This window comes from Micromonospora musae, from assembly GCF_003626545.1.
In the GTDB taxonomy this organism is placed as follows: Bacteria; Actinomycetota; Actinomycetes; order Mycobacteriales; family Micromonosporaceae; genus Micromonospora; species Micromonospora musae.
In genome coordinates this window covers 1-13,764 of the sequence record NZ_RAZS01000014.1, presented here as the reverse complement: position 1 = coordinate 13,764, position 13,764 = coordinate 1, and the positions used below count along the sequence as shown (strand labels likewise).

General features: G+C 72.5%; 13 protein-coding genes. 5 read left to right on the top strand and 8 right to left on the bottom strand.

All coding sequences use genetic code 11. The features are described 5' to 3' along the window. From tal to pgl, 5 genes are all read left to right on the top strand, one after another. On the top strand, window positions 1–1,179 hold the full coding sequence (tal, locus tag D7147_RS28620) for a transaldolase (RefSeq protein ID WP_120683215.1): 1,179 nt from the start codon (window positions 1–3) through the stop codon (window positions 1,177–1,179). Beyond that, window positions 1,176–2,825 (top strand): glucose-6-phosphate isomerase, encoded by a 1,650-nt coding sequence (locus D7147_RS28615; protein ID WP_120683213.1) that lies wholly within the window; start codon window positions 1,176–1,178, stop codon window positions 2,823–2,825. The genes tal and D7147_RS28615 overlap by 4 nt, the downstream gene beginning before the upstream one ends. A gap of 2 nt (window positions 2,826–2,827) precedes the next feature. After that, window positions 2,828–4,375 (top strand): glucose-6-phosphate dehydrogenase, encoded by a 1,548-nt coding sequence (gene zwf, locus D7147_RS28610; protein WP_120683211.1) that lies wholly within the window; start codon window positions 2,828–2,830, stop codon window positions 4,373–4,375. Window positions 4,376–4,466: 91 nt separating this feature from the next. After that, window positions 4,467–5,480 (top strand): glucose-6-phosphate dehydrogenase assembly protein OpcA, encoded by a 1,014-nt coding sequence (locus tag D7147_RS28605; RefSeq protein WP_120683209.1) that lies wholly within the window; start codon window positions 4,467–4,469, stop codon window positions 5,478–5,480. 71 nt (window positions 5,481–5,551) lie between these two features. After that, window positions 5,552–6,322, top strand: a complete 771-nt coding sequence (gene pgl, locus D7147_RS28600) for a 6-phosphogluconolactonase (RefSeq protein ID WP_120683207.1) — start codon at window positions 5,552–5,554, stop codon at window positions 6,320–6,322. Window positions 6,323–6,426: 104 nt separating this feature from the next. Here the strand turns inward: pgl and D7147_RS28595 are convergent, their stop codons facing one another. The 8 genes from D7147_RS28595 to rapZ all read right to left on the bottom strand — a co-directional run bounded on the left by D7147_RS28595 (window position 6,427) and on the right by rapZ (window position 13,427). Continuing rightward, window positions 6,427–6,768, bottom strand: a complete 342-nt coding sequence (locus D7147_RS28595) for an RNA polymerase-binding protein RbpA (protein WP_120683205.1) — start codon at window positions 6,766–6,768, stop codon at window positions 6,427–6,429. Window positions 6,769–6,900: 132 nt separating this feature from the next. Beyond that, the gene (gene secG, locus D7147_RS28590) at window positions 6,901–7,161 is read right to left on the bottom strand and encodes a preprotein translocase subunit SecG (RefSeq protein ID WP_120683446.1); all 261 of its coding nucleotides are present in this window, start codon (window positions 7,159–7,161) and stop codon (window positions 6,901–6,903) included. Window positions 7,162–7,259: 98 nt separating this feature from the next. Next, on the bottom strand, window positions 7,260–8,051 hold the full coding sequence (gene tpiA / locus D7147_RS28585) for a triose-phosphate isomerase (RefSeq protein WP_120683203.1): 792 nt from the start codon (window positions 8,049–8,051) through the stop codon (window positions 7,260–7,262). Continuing rightward, window positions 8,051–9,250, bottom strand: a complete 1,200-nt coding sequence (locus D7147_RS28580; RefSeq protein ID WP_120683201.1) for a phosphoglycerate kinase — start codon at window positions 9,248–9,250, stop codon at window positions 8,051–8,053. Before D7147_RS28580 ends, tpiA begins: the two co-directional genes overlap by 1 nt. Beyond that, window positions 9,247–10,251 (bottom strand): type I glyceraldehyde-3-phosphate dehydrogenase, encoded by a 1,005-nt coding sequence (gene gap / locus D7147_RS28575; protein ID WP_120683199.1) that lies wholly within the window; start codon window positions 10,249–10,251, stop codon window positions 9,247–9,249. Before gap ends, D7147_RS28580 begins: the two co-directional genes overlap by 4 nt. A 324-nt stretch (window positions 10,252–10,575) precedes the next feature. Then, the gene (whiA, locus tag D7147_RS28570) at window positions 10,576–11,556 is read right to left on the bottom strand and encodes a DNA-binding protein WhiA (protein WP_067304387.1); all 981 of its coding nucleotides are present in this window, start codon (window positions 11,554–11,556) and stop codon (window positions 10,576–10,578) included. 54 nt (window positions 11,557–11,610) lie between these two features. Next, the gene (locus D7147_RS28565) at window positions 11,611–12,582 is read right to left on the bottom strand and encodes a gluconeogenesis factor YvcK family protein (protein WP_120683197.1); all 972 of its coding nucleotides are present in this window, start codon (window positions 12,580–12,582) and stop codon (window positions 11,611–11,613) included. After that, complete coding sequence (gene rapZ, locus D7147_RS28560; protein ID WP_120683444.1) at window positions 12,579–13,427, bottom strand: RNase adapter RapZ; 849 nt, start codon at window positions 13,425–13,427, stop codon at window positions 12,579–12,581. Before rapZ ends, D7147_RS28565 begins: the two co-directional genes overlap by 4 nt. Window positions 13,428–13,764 lie beyond the last annotated feature (337 nt).

Below are 13,764 nucleotides of genomic sequence, written 5' to 3'. Positions count from 1 at the left end.
ATGACGGACAGACTGAGCGAGCTGAGCGCCGCCGGCGTGGCCATCTGGCTCGACGACCTCTCCCGGACCCGGCTGACCTCCGGCGGGCTGGACCAGCTGCGCCGGGAGAAGCACGTGGCCGGGGTCACCACGAACCCGACGATCTTCGCGAAGGCGCTGAGCGACGCCGACGAGTACAACTGGCAGCTGCGGGACCTCGCCACCCGGGGTGTGGAGGTCGAGGAGGCCGTCCGCATGCTCACCACGTACGACGTACGGTGGGCCTGCGACGTGATGCGCCCGTCGTACGAGAAGAGCGGTGGCGTCGACGGCCGGGTCTCCATCGAGGTCGACCCGCGGCTGGCGCACGACAGCGAGAAGACGGTCGCCGAGGCGAAGGCCCTCTGGTGGCTGGTCGACCGCCCGAACCTCTTCATCAAGATCCCGGCGACCGAGGCCGGCCTGCCGGCGATCACCGCGACGCTCGCCGAGGGGATCAGCGTGAACGTCACGCTGATCTTCGGGCTGGACCGCTACTCGCAGGTCATGGAGGCCTTCCTCGCCGGCCTCGAGCAGGCGAAGGCGAACGGGCACGACCTGTCCAAGATCGGGTCGGTGGCCTCGTTCTTCGTCTCCCGGGTCGACTCAGAGGTGGACAAGCGCCTCGAGAAGACGGGCTCGGAGAGCGCGAAGGCGCTGCGCGGCAAGGCCGCCATCGCCAACGCCCAGCTGGCGTACGAGCGCTACGGCGAGGTCTTCTCCTCCGACCGGTGGCAGGCGCTGGCCGACGCCGGGGCGCACCCGCAGCGGCCGCTGTGGGCCTCCACCTCGACCAAGAACCCGGACTACCGGGACGTCATCTACGTCGAGCAGCTGATCGCCCCCGGCACGGTCAACACCATGCCGGAGTCGGTGATCAAGGCGTACGCCGACCACGGCGAGACCCAGGCCGACACCATCACCGGCGAGTACGAAGCCGCTCGCAAGGTCTTCTCCGACCTCGAGGCGGCCGGCGTCAACATGGCCGAGGTGATCGACGTGCTGGAGCGCGAGGGCGTGGAGAAGTTCGAGGCGAGCTGGCTGGAGCTGCTCGACGGCGTACGCAAGTCGCTGGAGTCGGCGGCGCAGGGCGTGGGCACCCCGGGCCGGGCGGCGCAGGGCAACGCCAAGGCGGCGGCGAAGGCGGGGGGCAACGCGTGAGCGACTTGCTCTCCACCCCGGCCGAGTCGGCCGCGGGACTGACCGTGCACGGGGCGGAGGCGGTCGACAAGGCCGCCCCGGCCTCCACCCGCGACGCGCTGGTCAGCGGTGGCGTCCCCGCCAAGCTGGCCGCGAAGGACCCGACCCTCTGGGGGCCGGACGCCGAGGCCGAGGCGAAGGTCCGCCTCGGCTGGGTGGACACCCACCGGCGCAGCCGGGAACTGCTGCCCCAGCTCGCCGAGCTGAAGGCGGAGCTGGCCGACCTCGACCACGTGGTGCTCGCCGGCATGGGCGGTTCGTCGCTGGCCCCCGAGGTGATCACCCGTACGCTCGGCCGGCCGTTGACCGTGCTGGACACCACCGACCCGGGCCAGGTACGCGCTGCTCTCGGTGACCGGCTCGAGCGCACCGTCGTGGTGGTGGCGAGCAAGTCCGGCTCGACCGTGGAGACCGACAGCCACCGCCGGGCGTACCTGCAGGCGTTCCTGGACGCCGGGATGACCGAGGCGGAGGCCGGACGGCACTTCGTCATCGTCACCGACCCGGGCTCCCCGCTCGAGGAGACCGCCGCCGGAATGGGCGCCTTCACCGTGCTGGCCGACCCGAACGTCGGTGGCCGCTACTCGGCGCTCACCGCGTTCGGGCTGGTCCCGTCGGCGCTGGCCGGCGTGGAGGTCTCCGAACTGCTCGACCAGGCCGACGCGCTGGCCGCCACCCTCACCGGCGACAAGGACAATCCCGCCCTGGCGCTGGGCGCGGCGCTCGGCGCGGCCGCCACCGACGGCCGGGACAAGGTCGCCCTGGTCTCCGACGGCACCGGCATCGACGGGCTCGGCGACTGGGCCGAGCAGCTGATCGCCGAGTCCACCGGCAAGTCCGGGGTCGGCATCCTGCCGGTGGTGGTGGAGTCCCCGCAGAGCGCCGGCGCCAAGGGCGCGGACGTGCTCTCGGTGAGCTACGGCGGCGCGCTCGCCGCGGGCGAGGTGCCCGGCGGCGGGGGCGACCCGGACGTCGCGGTCAACGGCCCGCTCGGCGCACAGTTCCTGGCCTGGGAGTACGCCACCGCGGTGGCCGGAGCCGTGCTCGGCATCGACCCGTTCAACCAGCCGAACGTCACCGAGTCCAAGGAGAACACCAACAAGATCCTGGCCGAGGGGCTGCCGGCGGAGACGCCGTCGTTCACCGAGGGCGCGATCGAGGTGTACGCCCCGGCCGGCGCCCCGGGCGACCTGGCCGGCGTGCTGCGCTGGCTCCTCGACGGGCTGGGCGACGACGGGTACCTCGCTGCGATGGCGTACCTCGACCGGTTCGCCGACGCCGACACGGCCCGGCTGCGCCCGCTGCTGGCCGAGGCCTCCGGGCGACCGGTCACCTTCGGCTGGGGCCCGCGCTTCCTGCACTCCACCGGCCAGTACCACAAGGGCGGCCCGCAGGTCGGCAGCTACCTTCAGCTGACCGGCGCGGTGAGCGAGGACCTGCCGGTACCGGGCAAGCCGTACACCTTCGGCGAGCTGCAGGCCGCCCAGGCCGCCGGTGACCGGCAGGCGCTCGCCGGGCGGAACCGCCCGGTGCTCCGCCTGCACCTGACCGACCGGTCCGCGGGCGTGGCCCAGCTGCTCGATGCGGCCCGGGGATTGCGGGCGTGAGGATGGGCGACGTGGAAGAGTCGGAGCGGAGCGCCGGGAACCCGCTGCGCGATCCGCAGGACCGCCGGCTGCCGCGGATTCCCGAGCCGTGCGCACTGGTGATCTTCGGGGTCACTGGCGACCTGGCCCGGAAGAAGCTGCTGCCGGCGGTCTACGACCTCGCCAACCGTGGGCTGCTGCCCCCGGGTTTCGTGGTGCTCGGCTTCGCGCGCCGAGACTGGGGTGACGGCGACTTCGAGACGCTGGCCTGCGAGGCGGCCCGCAAGCACGCCCGCACGCCCTGGCGGGAAGAGGTCTGGGCGCGGCTCGCCGGCAACATCAAGTTCGTGGGTGGGTCGTTCGACGACGACGAGGCCTTCGACCAGCTGGCGGGCACGCTCGACGAGCTGCGGGAGACGCACGGCATCCCCGGCAACGCGGCGTTCTACTTCAGCATCCCCCCGGCGGCCTTCCCGGTGGTGCTCAAGCAGCTCGCCCGCACCGGCATGGCGGACAATGCCAAGTCCGGCGGCTGGCGCCGGGTCGTGGTGGAGAAGCCGTTCGGGCACGACCTGCCGTCGGCGAAGGCGCTCAACGACCTGGTGGACAACGTCTTCACCAGCAAGGACGTCTTCCGGATCGACCACTACCTGGGCAAGGAGACGGTCCAGAACATCCTGGCCCTGCGGTTCGCGAACAACCTCTTCGAGCCGCTCTGGAACTCCAAGTACGTCGACTCGGTACAGATCACCATGGCCGAGGACGTCGGGATCGGCAGCCGCGCCGGGTTCTACGACTCGGCGGGCGCGGCCCGCGACGTCTTCCAGAACCACCTCCTCCAGCTGCTCGCCCTGGTGGCGATGGAGGAGCCGACGAGCTTCCACCCGGACGAGATCCGCACCGAGAAGCTGAAGGTGCTCAAGGCGATCACCCTGCCGAAGGACGTCACCCAGGGCACCGTCCGCGGCCAGTACCTGCCCGGCTGGGTGGCCGGTGAGCGGGCCGTCGGCTACCTCGAGGAGGAGGGCGTCCCCCAGGACTCCACCACCGAGACGTACGTGGCGGTCCGGCTGGGCATCCAGAACCGGCGCTGGGCGGAGGTGCCGTTCTACATCCGGGCCGGCAAGCGCCTGCCCCGACGGGTCACCGAGGTGGCCATCATGTTCAAGAACGCGCCGCACCTGCCGTTCAATCCGACCGACGTCGAGTCGCTCGGCAACAACCAGCTCGTCATCCGGGTGCAGCCCGACGAGGGCGTGGTGCTGAAGTTCGGCTCGAAGGTGCCGGGCACCGCCATGGAGGTCCGCGACATCGCGATGGACTTCCAGTACGGCGAGGCGTTCACCGAGTCGAGCCCCGAGGCGTACGAGCGGCTGGTGCTGGACGTCCTCATCGGCGACCGGACGCTCTTCCCGGACGCCGCCGAGGTCGAGCAGAGCTGGCAGGTCGTCGACCCGCTGGAGCGGGCCTGGACGGGCGTCAAGCCGGAGCCGTACCGTGCCGGCGAGTGGGGCCCCCGGGCCGCCGACGAGATGGTGGCCCGGGAGGGCCGCAGCTGGCGGCGGGCGTGACCGGCGTGAGCGGACGGACCATTCGGCACAGCCGCGGGGCGCTCGCGCCGTCGCGGCGCGACGGCGCGAGCCGGCGGAGCGGGAGGCTTCAGTGATCGGCCTGTGGGACACCACCGGCAACGAGGTGGTCAAGGCGCTCGCCGCCGAACGGCGCAGCGCGGGCGGCGTGGCCAGCGGGATGGCGCTCACGCTCATCGTGGTGGTGGACGAGAAGCGGGTACGCGAGGCGGAGGCGGCGGCCACCATCGCCGCCGCCGCCCACCCCTGCCGGCTGCTGGTGGTGGTCCGCTCCGAGATCGAGCGGGACCGCAGCCGGCTCGACGCGGAGATCGTCGTGGGCGGCCGGCTCGGCCCCTGCGAGGCCGTGGTCATGCGGATGTACGGCCGGCTGGCGCTGCACGCCGAGTCGGTGGTCATGCCGCTGCTCGTGCCGGACGTGCCCGTGGTGACCTGGTGGCACGGCGAACCGCCGGAGGAGATCGCCACCGACTTCCTCGGCGTGGTGGCCGACCGGCGGATCACCGACACCGCGCAGGCCATGGATCCGATTGCGGCGCTGCGCAAGCGGGCCCTCGACTACGCCCCCGGCGACACCGACCTGGCCTGGACCCGGATCACCCCGTGGCGCACCCTCGTCGCGGGTGTCTTCGACACCACCGAGGCGCAAGTCACCGAGGCCACCCTGGTGGCGCCGCGGCAGGACCCGACCGCGGCGCTGATGTGCGGCTGGCTGGGCAGCCGGCTCGGCATCAGCCCGCGCCTGGAGCCCACCGACGAGTTCCCCCGGTTGCGGGAGGTGCAGCTGCGCTGCGCCAACGGCGACCAGTTCGCGCTGACCCGGGAGGACGACCTCGCCGTCTTCCGGCGGACCGGTCAGGACGACCGCCAGCTGCCGCTGGTCCGCCGGCCGCTCGGCGACGAGCTGGCCGAGGAGCTGCGCCGGCTCGACGCCGACCAGGTCTACGCGGAGGCGCTCGGCACCATCGCCGGCGTCACCGGGCTGGAGCAGCGTCCCGCCACCCGGGTCCACGTCTGGAAGGATCCGGCCACCGCCCAGCGGGCTGAGGCGGGGGTCACCGCGCACACCGGCACCAGCCAGAGCTGACGTGACCGCACCCACCCGGGCAACGACGTACCGACCGCCGGACGGTCGGCTCGACATGAAAAAGGCACAAGATGAGTGAGGCGAGTGTCGCCGTCCACGCGGACGCCGAGTTGCTGGCGCAGGCGGTGGCGGCACGCTTCGTGGTGAAGCTGCTCGACGCGCAGGCCGAACGGGGCCAGGCAGCCGTCGTGCTGACCGGCGGCCGGATCGCCGCGGCCGTCTACCGGGCCGTGGCGACCCTGCCGGCGCGGGACGCGGTCGACTGGTCGCGGGTCGACGTCTGGTGGGGCGACGAACGGTTCCTGCCCGCCGGTGATCCGGAGCGTAACGAGACCCAGGCCCGGGCGGCGCTGCTCGACGCGGTGCCGCTGGACCCGGCCCGGGTGCACCCGATGCCGGCGTCGGACGGCCCGGCCGGGCCCGACCCGGAGGAGGCCGCCGCCCGGTACGCCGCCGAGCTGGCCGCGGCCGCCCGGCCCGGCACCGCCGAGCTGCCCCACTTCGACGTGCTGATGCTCGGCGTCGGTGAGGACGGGCACGTCGCGTCGGTCTTCCCGGAGCACCCGGTGCACTACGAGAGCCGGCCGGTCAGCGCGGTGCGGGGCAGCCCGAAGCCGCCGCCGGTGCGCACCACGCTCACCCTGCCGACGATCAACACGGCCGAGGAGGTCTGGCTGGTCGCCAGCGGCGCCGACAAGGCGCGGTCGGTCGGCATGGCCCTGGCCGGCGCCGGGCCGGTGCAGCTGCCCGCGGCCGGCGTGCGAGGCGTCAGCCGTACCCTCTGGCTGCTGGACCGGCCCGCCGCGGCCGACGTCCCGGCCCGCCTCCGCAGCCTGCGCTGACCCGCCGGGCGCCCCCGCACCGCCTCGTTCACGGAAAGAGTGGTCATTCCTTCGGGAATGACCACTCTTTCCGTGTTCTCGTGCGGGCGAGCGGGGCGCGGCGGTCACCGGCCGCGGCGGCGGTGCAGGGCGGCGAGAGCCTCGGCGAGGATCGCGGCGCCCTCCTCGTCGGTGCGCCGCTCCTTCACGTACGCCAGATGCGTCTTGAAGGGCTCGGCACGCTGGCGCCCGGGTGGGTTCTCCGCGTCCCGGCCGGCCGGCTGCCCGCACCGCCGGCAGTCCCACTGGGGCGGCGCGTCGGCTTCTGCGGCGATCAGGATCTCCATCCAGTGCCCGTTGCGGCACCAGTAGACGACCGCGCGGCGCGGAGCCGGCGCGTAGCGCTCGGGTGGGCGTTCGGGGGCGGATCCGACCCGGGCACCCCGGATCACGTTGCCATGTTGCACGGCTGCTCGCTCCTGTCGTCGGAGGGGAACCGCCGCGAGGGGGGACGGCGGGCGACGCGGTGCAGCAAAAAGTTCGCGCGCGGCCCGTCGAGTGACGGACCGCGCGCAGATTGTACGACTCGAGCCGGCCGATCAGGCTCCGCTGCTCATCTGCAGGCGGAGCCAGAGACCGAGCCCGACGATGCAGGCGAACCAGACGATGCCCACCAGAACGGTGTAGCGGTCGAGGTTCTTCTCCGCCACCGAGGAACCGGCGAGGCTGGAGCTGACACCCCCGCCGAACATGCTGGACAGCCCACCACCCTTACCTCGGTGCAGCAGAATCAGCATGGTGAGCAGGACGCTCGTGATGATCAGCAACACGATCAACGTGTATGCGAACCAGGTCGGCAGCATGGCTGGGGTCAGTCCTCTCGTAGCGATCCTCGCCCGGACAGGTCGGGCACGGTGGCACCGACCGGCGGACGGGCGGAGTCAAGGATAGCGAGCGATCAGCGAGCGATGTGCTCCGGGAACCGGCAGATCTGTGCGAATTCCTCGGCGTCCAGGCTCGCCCCGCCCACCAACCCGCCGTCCACGTCCGGCTGGGCCATGGTCGCGGCGACGTTCGACGCCTTGACCGAGCCGCCGTAGAGGATCCGGACCTGCGCGGCGGTGTCCTGGTCGTAGAGCTCGACCAGGCGCTCGCGGACCGACCCGCAGACCTCCTGGGCGTCCTCCGGAGTCGCGGTCTTGCCGGTGCCGATCGCCCAGACCGGCTCGTACGCCACGACGATCTTGACGACCTGCTCGGCGGTCAGGCCGCTCAGGGCGCCCTCGAGCTGAACGGCACAGTGCGAAACGTGCCGACCCGCCTCGCGAACGTCCAGCCCCTCCCCCACGCAGAGGATCGGGGTCAGCCCGTGGGTCAGCGCCGCCTTCACCTTGGCGTTGCAGATGGCGTCGCTCTCGTGATGGTGGATCCGCCGCTCGGAGTGCCCGACCACCACGTACGTGCAGCCGAGCTTCGCCAGCAACGGTCCGGAGATGTCACCGGTGTACGCACCGGAGGCGTGCGGCGACAGATCCTGCGCGCCGTAGCCGATGAGCAGCTTGTCGCCCTCCACCGCGGTCTGCACGGTACGCAGATCGGTGTACGGCGGCAGGACCACCACCTCGACGTCGGTGAGCTGCTTCTCGGTGAGGCTCGCCGCCAGCTTCTGCACGAGCAGGTTGGCCTCGAGGTGGTTGAGGTTCATCTTCCAGTTGCCGGCCATCAGCGGCCGGCGGGTGGGGCCCGCCATCAGTTCTCCAGCGCAGCGATGCCAGGGAGGGTCTTGCCCTCCAGGTACTCCAGGGACGCCCCGCCACCGGTGGAGATGTGCCCGAACGAGGACTCGTCCAGCCCGAGTGCCCGCACCGCCGCGGCCGAGTCGCCACCGCCGACGACGGTGAACGCCCCGGAACCGGCGATGGCCTCGGCCACACCCCGGGTGCCGTGCGCGAACGGCGCCATCTCGAACACACCCATCGGGCCGTTCCAGAAGATCGTCTTCGCGCCCTTGACCGCGGCCGCGAACCCGGCCACGGTCTCCGGGCCGATGTCCAGACCCAACCGGTGGCTCGGGATGCCGTCGGCGCGGACGGTGTCGTGCGCGGCGTCCGGCGCGAACGCGTCGGCGGCCACCACGTCGACCGGGAGCATGATCTTGCCCGGCGCGCGCTCCATGAGGTTGCGGCAGGTCTCGACCATGTCCTTCTCCAGCAGCGAGGTGCCCACCTCGTGGCCCTGAGCCTTGAGGAAGGTGAAGCACATGCCGCCGCCGATGAGCAGCCGGTCGACCTTCGGCAGCAGGGCCTCGATCACCGCCAGCTTGTCGGAGACCTTGGAGCCGCCGAGCACCACCACGTACGGCCGCTCCGGCTCGCCGGTGAGCGCGGAGAGGACCTCCACCTCGCGCAGCACCAGCCGACCGGCGTAGTGCGGCAGCCGGGCCGGCACGTCGTAGACGCTCGCGTGCTTGCGGTGCACCGCGCCGAACGCGTCGTCGACGTACGCCTCGCCGAAGCCGGCGAGCTGGTCGGCGAAGGACTTCCGCTCGGCCTCGTCCTTGCTGGTCTCGCCGACGTTGAAGCGCAGGTTCTCCAGCAGGGCGACCGCACCGTCGCCGAGCGCCTCGACGGTGGAGCGGGCCGAGTCGCCGACGGTGTCGGTGGCGAAGTGCACCGGAGCGCCGAGCAGCTCACCGAGCCGGTCGGCGACCGCCCGCAGGCTGAACTGCGGGTCCGGCGCGCCCTTCGGCCGGCCCAGGTGCGAGCAGACGGTCACCTTCGCGCCGGCCCCGGTGAGCGCGCTCAGGGTCGGCAGGACGGCGCGGATCCGGCCGTCGTCCGTGATGGCACCGGTCTGCTTGTCGAGCGGGACGTTCAGGTCGGCGCGCACCAGGACGCGCCGACCCGAGACCCCCTCGGCGAGCAGGTCGTCGAGGGTTCGGATGCTCACAGCGAGCTACCGACCAGCTTGACCAGGTCCACCAGACGGTTCGAGTAGCCCCACTCGTTGTCGTACCAGCCGACGACCTTGACCTGGTTGCCGATCACCTTGGTGAGCGGCGCGTCGAAGATGCAGGACGCCGGGTCGGTGACGATGTCGGTGGAGACGATCGCGTCCTCGTTGTAGATGAGGATGCCCTTCAGCGGGCCGTCCGCGGCGGCCTTCAGCGCGGCGTTGACCTCGTCGACGGTGGTCTCCCGGCCGACCGTGACGGTGAGGTCGGTGACCGAACCGGTCGGGATCGGCACCCGCAGCGCGTAGCCGTCCAGCTTGCCCTTCAGGTCCGGCAGCACCAGGCCGATCGCCTTCGCCGCGCCGGTCGAGGTCGGCACGATGTTCAGCGCGGCGGCCCGGGCCCGACGCAGGTCCTTGTGCGGCGCGTCCTGCAGGTTCTGGTCCTGCGTGTACGCGTGGATGGTGGTCATCAGACCCTGCTGGATGCCGAACGTGTCGTGCAGCACCTTCGCCATCGGGGCGAGGCAGTTGGTGGTGCAGGAGGCGTTCGAGATGATGGTGTGCTTGGCCGGGTCGTACTGGTCGTGGTTCACGCCCATGACGACCGTGACGTCCTCGTTCTTCGCCGGCGCGGAGATGATGACCTTCTTGGCCCCGCCGTCGACGTGCGCCTTCGCCTTGCTGGCGTCGGTGAAGAAACCGGTGGACTCGATGACCACGTCGGCGCCGACCTCGCCCCACGGCAGCTTCGCCGGGTCCTTCTCTGCGTACGCCTTGATGGTCTTGCTGCCCACGGTGATCTCGTCGGCGGTCGCCTTGACCTCCTGGCCGAGGCGGCCCAGGATGCTGTCGTACTTGACAAGGTGGGCGAGCGTCGCGTTGTCGGTCAGGTCGTTCACCGCCACGACCTCGATGTCAGCGCCGGACGCCAGCACTGCCCGGAAGAAGTTGCGGCCGATCCGACCGAAGCCGTTGATGCCAACCCGGATGGTCACAGGTCCCATCTCCTCGCGTTCTGGTCCGCCGGTCGCAGACCGTGGCGCCGGCGGAATGATGTGCGCCGACCGTTGGAGCCGGCCGTTGACAGTTGAACTCGGCCACCCCGCCGCGATCCGTGAGGACCCGACCGCCCGAGGCGGTACGCGCGGCGCGGAGCACCGGTGCCGGCCCCCTTGCCGTACGCTGCGACCCTATCCGAGCGCGTGACAGGGCACTGCGCCGGGTGGCGACCGACTCGCGTTTCGCACCCGTCGCGCGGCACGGCGGATGGCAGGGCCGTCCTGCCGGCCCGCTCGCCTCCGCTGACCGCCACCGTCCTATCAGACCACGAGCATGTCGGGCGTGACGGCCGCTTCGGTATCCGGGATGCCCAGGTCGCGGGCCCGCTTGTCGGCCAGCGCCAACAGCCGGCGGATCCGCCCGGCGATGGCGTCCTTCGTCAGCGGCGGGTCGGCGAGCGCGCCGAGCTCCTCCAGCGAGGCCTGGCGGTGCTCCAGTCGCAGCTGACCGGCCGAGGTGAGGTGGTTCGGGGCGTCGTCGGCGAGGATCTCCAACGCCCGGGTCACCCGGGCCGCGGCGGCCACCGCCGCCCGGGCCGAGCGGCGCAGGTTCGCGTCGTCGAAGTTCGCCAGCCGGTTGGCGGTCGCCCGTACCTCGCGGCGGACCCGGCGCTCCTCCCAGGCGAGCACGCTGGAGTGCGCGCCGATCCGGGTGAGCAGCGCGGCGATCGCGTCGCCGTCCTTGACCACCACCCGGTCCACCCCGCGCACCTCGCGGTTCTTGGCGGTGATGCCGATCCGGCGGGCGGCGCCGACCAGGGCGAGCGCCGACTCCGGACCGGGGCAGGTGATCTCCAGGGCGCTGGAGCGCCCCGGCTCGGTCAACGAACCGTGCGCCATGAACGCCCCCCGCCAGGCGGAGACGGCGCAGCAGACGTTCGCGGCGACCACGTGCGGCGGCAGGCCGCGCACCGGACGGCCCCGTACGTCGAGCAGGCCGGTCTGCCGGGCCAGCGCCTCGCCGTCCTTCACCACCCGCACGATGAAGTGGCTGCCCTTGCGCAGGCCGCCGGAGGCGAGCACATGGATCTCGCTCGGGTAGCCGTAGACCTCGGCGATCTCCCGCCGCAGCCGACGCGCCACCGCGCCGGTGTCCAGCTCTGCCTCGACCACCACGCGACCGGAGACGATGTGCAGCCCGCCGGCGAAGCGCAGCAGGGCCGCCATCTCCGCCCGCCGACAGCAGGGTTTGGGCACGTCGACCCGACTCAGCTCGTCCTTGACCGCAGCCGTCATCGCCATTGTGCGTCCCCTCACGGACCGGTTCCGGCGTGTCGCCGGAGATTACGTACGTGTCTAACGATCGGCGCCCAGGACAGGCACCAGTGCGGCGCCCAGGGCCGCTGGATCATGGCGAGGAGTGCCGTCGGTGACGGCGACGGGGGCGAGGACCAGCCGGGCACCCAGCGATTCTGCCGCACGTTCGACAGGTTCGGGGTCACCGACCGCCTTGGCGTCGGCCAGCACGTGATCCACTTTCAGCTCCGGCAGGTACCAGCGCAGCGCGGCCAGGTGATCGGCCACGGAGAGCCCGAGCGTCTCCTTCTCCGCGGCCAGGTTGAGGGTGACCAGCCGGCGGGCGGGGCTGGACACGATCGCGTCGGCCAGCCGCGGCACCAGCAGGTGCGGCAGCACACTCGTGTACCAGCTGCCCGGGCCGAAGATCAGCCAGTCGGCCGCGCCGATCGCCTCGACCGCCTCGGGGCAGGCCTCCGGCTCGCCGGGCGTCAGCCGCAGCGCCTCCACCCGCCCGGTCGCGACCGCCACCTGGTGCTGGCCGGTGAGCGTCCGTACGTCGTCGGGCCGGTCCGGGTCGGCGCCGCGCACCCGCGCCTCGATGCCCACCGGTTGGCAGGACATCGGCAGCACCCGGCCCACCGAGCCGAGCATCGCGCCGGCGTGCTCCAGCGCCGCCACCGGGTCGCCGAGCAGCTCCATCAGCCCGACCAGCACCAGGTTGCCGACGGCGTGCCCGGCCAGCCCGTCCCCCGGGCCCACGCCGGGCACCTCGGTGAAACGGTGCTGGAAGAGCCCCGCGCTGCGCCGGGTCGCCGGATGATCGCCGGCCAGCGCGACCAGGGCCTGCCTCAGATCCCCCGGCGGCAGGCCGCCCCGCTCGGCGCGCAGCCGACCGCTGGAGCCGCCGTCGTCACCGACCGTCACCACGGCCGTGATCTCCAGGTCCAGCTCGGGGGCGCACCGGCGCAGCGCCCGCAGCGAGGCGGAGAGGCCGTGGCCGCCGCCGAACGCCACCACCCTCGTCGTCATTCCCGCCCCAGGTCCCGGTGCTGGGCGTTGGCGGCGAGCCCGGAGTGCCGCAGCCGGTCGGCCAGCTCCTCGGCGATCGCCACGCTGCGGTGCTTGCCGCCCGTGCAGCCGACCGCAACGGTCAGGTACCGCTTCCCCTCCCGTTCGAACCCGGCGGTGGTGGCGTTGACCAGGTCGGCGTACGTGGAGACGAACGCGTCCGCCCCCTCCTGGCCCAGCACGTACGCGCTGACCGCCTCCTCCCGCCCGGTGTGCTCGCGCAGTTCGGGCACCCAGTACGGGTTGGGCAGGAACCGGGCGTCCAGCACGAAGTCGGCATCCGGCGGCAGGCCGTACTTGAAGCCGAAGGAGAGCACGGTGACCCGCAGCCGCCGGGCGTCCTCGCCGCCGAAGAGCTCCTCGATGCGCCGGCGCAGCTGGTTGACGTTGAGGTGGCTGGTGTCGATGATCACGTCGGCCTGTTCGCGCGCCTCGGCCAGCAGGCCCCGCTCGACGGCGATGCCGTCGGCCAGCCGCCCGTCGCCCTGCAGCGGGTGCGAGCGGCGGACGCTCTCGAACCGGCGGATCAGCACCTCGTCGTCGGCGTCGACGAAGACCACCCGGGGGGCGAAGCCCCGCTCGCCCAGCTCCCGGATGGCGCCCGCCAGGTCGGTGGAGAACGCACGTGAGCGCACGTCCAGCACCATGGCCGTCCGTCGGGCCGCCCCGCCCGCCTTGAACGCGAGCTCGGCCATGTCGAGCATGAGCGCCTGTGGAAGATTGTCGACCACGTAGTAGCCGACGTTCTCCAACGCCCGCGCCACCGTGCTACGCCCGCCGCCGGAGAGCCCGGTGACCACCACCAGCGTGGTCTCCGACTCCGCCGGCTGCCCGCCGGCCGTCTCCGCCGAGGTGTCGGGCCGCCCCCCGGCCGTACGCGCCTCGCTCACCCACTACCCCCAAGCCACGACGCCGCGGCCACCGCTGGCCGCAAACGGTCAAACAGCGACTCTATCCCGCCGATTCCGCACCACCCCCTCACCGCCCCCGCGCGCGCCCACCCCCCCTCCCCCCCCCAAGCCGTGGATGAAGATCGACCTCACGAAGCTGCGGCCGGAGAGCTCGCTGCGCCAGTCCTTCGACCTGGAGTCGCAGACCGGCCTGGTCGGCGGCATCGTCACCGCCGAGAAGGTGGGCGAGGGC

Excerpts from the sequence above, each read along its gene's own strand:
- pgl (WP_120683207.1), top strand. The coding sequence starts at position 5,552 with ATGAGTGAGGCGAGTGTCGCCGTCCACGCGGACGCCGAGTTGCTGGCG.
- whiA (WP_067304387.1), bottom strand. The coding sequence starts at position 11,556 with ATGGCGATGACGGCTGCGGTCAAGGACGAGCTGAGTCGGGTCGACGTG.
- tal (WP_120683215.1), top strand. The coding sequence starts at position 1 with ATGACGGACAGACTGAGCGAGCTGAGCGCCGCCGGCGTGGCCATCTGG.
- D7147_RS28565 (WP_120683197.1), bottom strand. The coding sequence starts at position 12,582 with ATGACGACGAGGGTGGTGGCGTTCGGCGGCGGCCACGGCCTCTCCGCC.
- tpiA (WP_120683203.1), bottom strand. The coding sequence starts at position 8,051 with ATGGCGGGCCCCACCCGCCGGCCGCTGATGGCCGGCAACTGGAAGATG.
- zwf (WP_120683211.1), top strand. The coding sequence starts at position 2,828 with ATGGGCGACGTGGAAGAGTCGGAGCGGAGCGCCGGGAACCCGCTGCGC.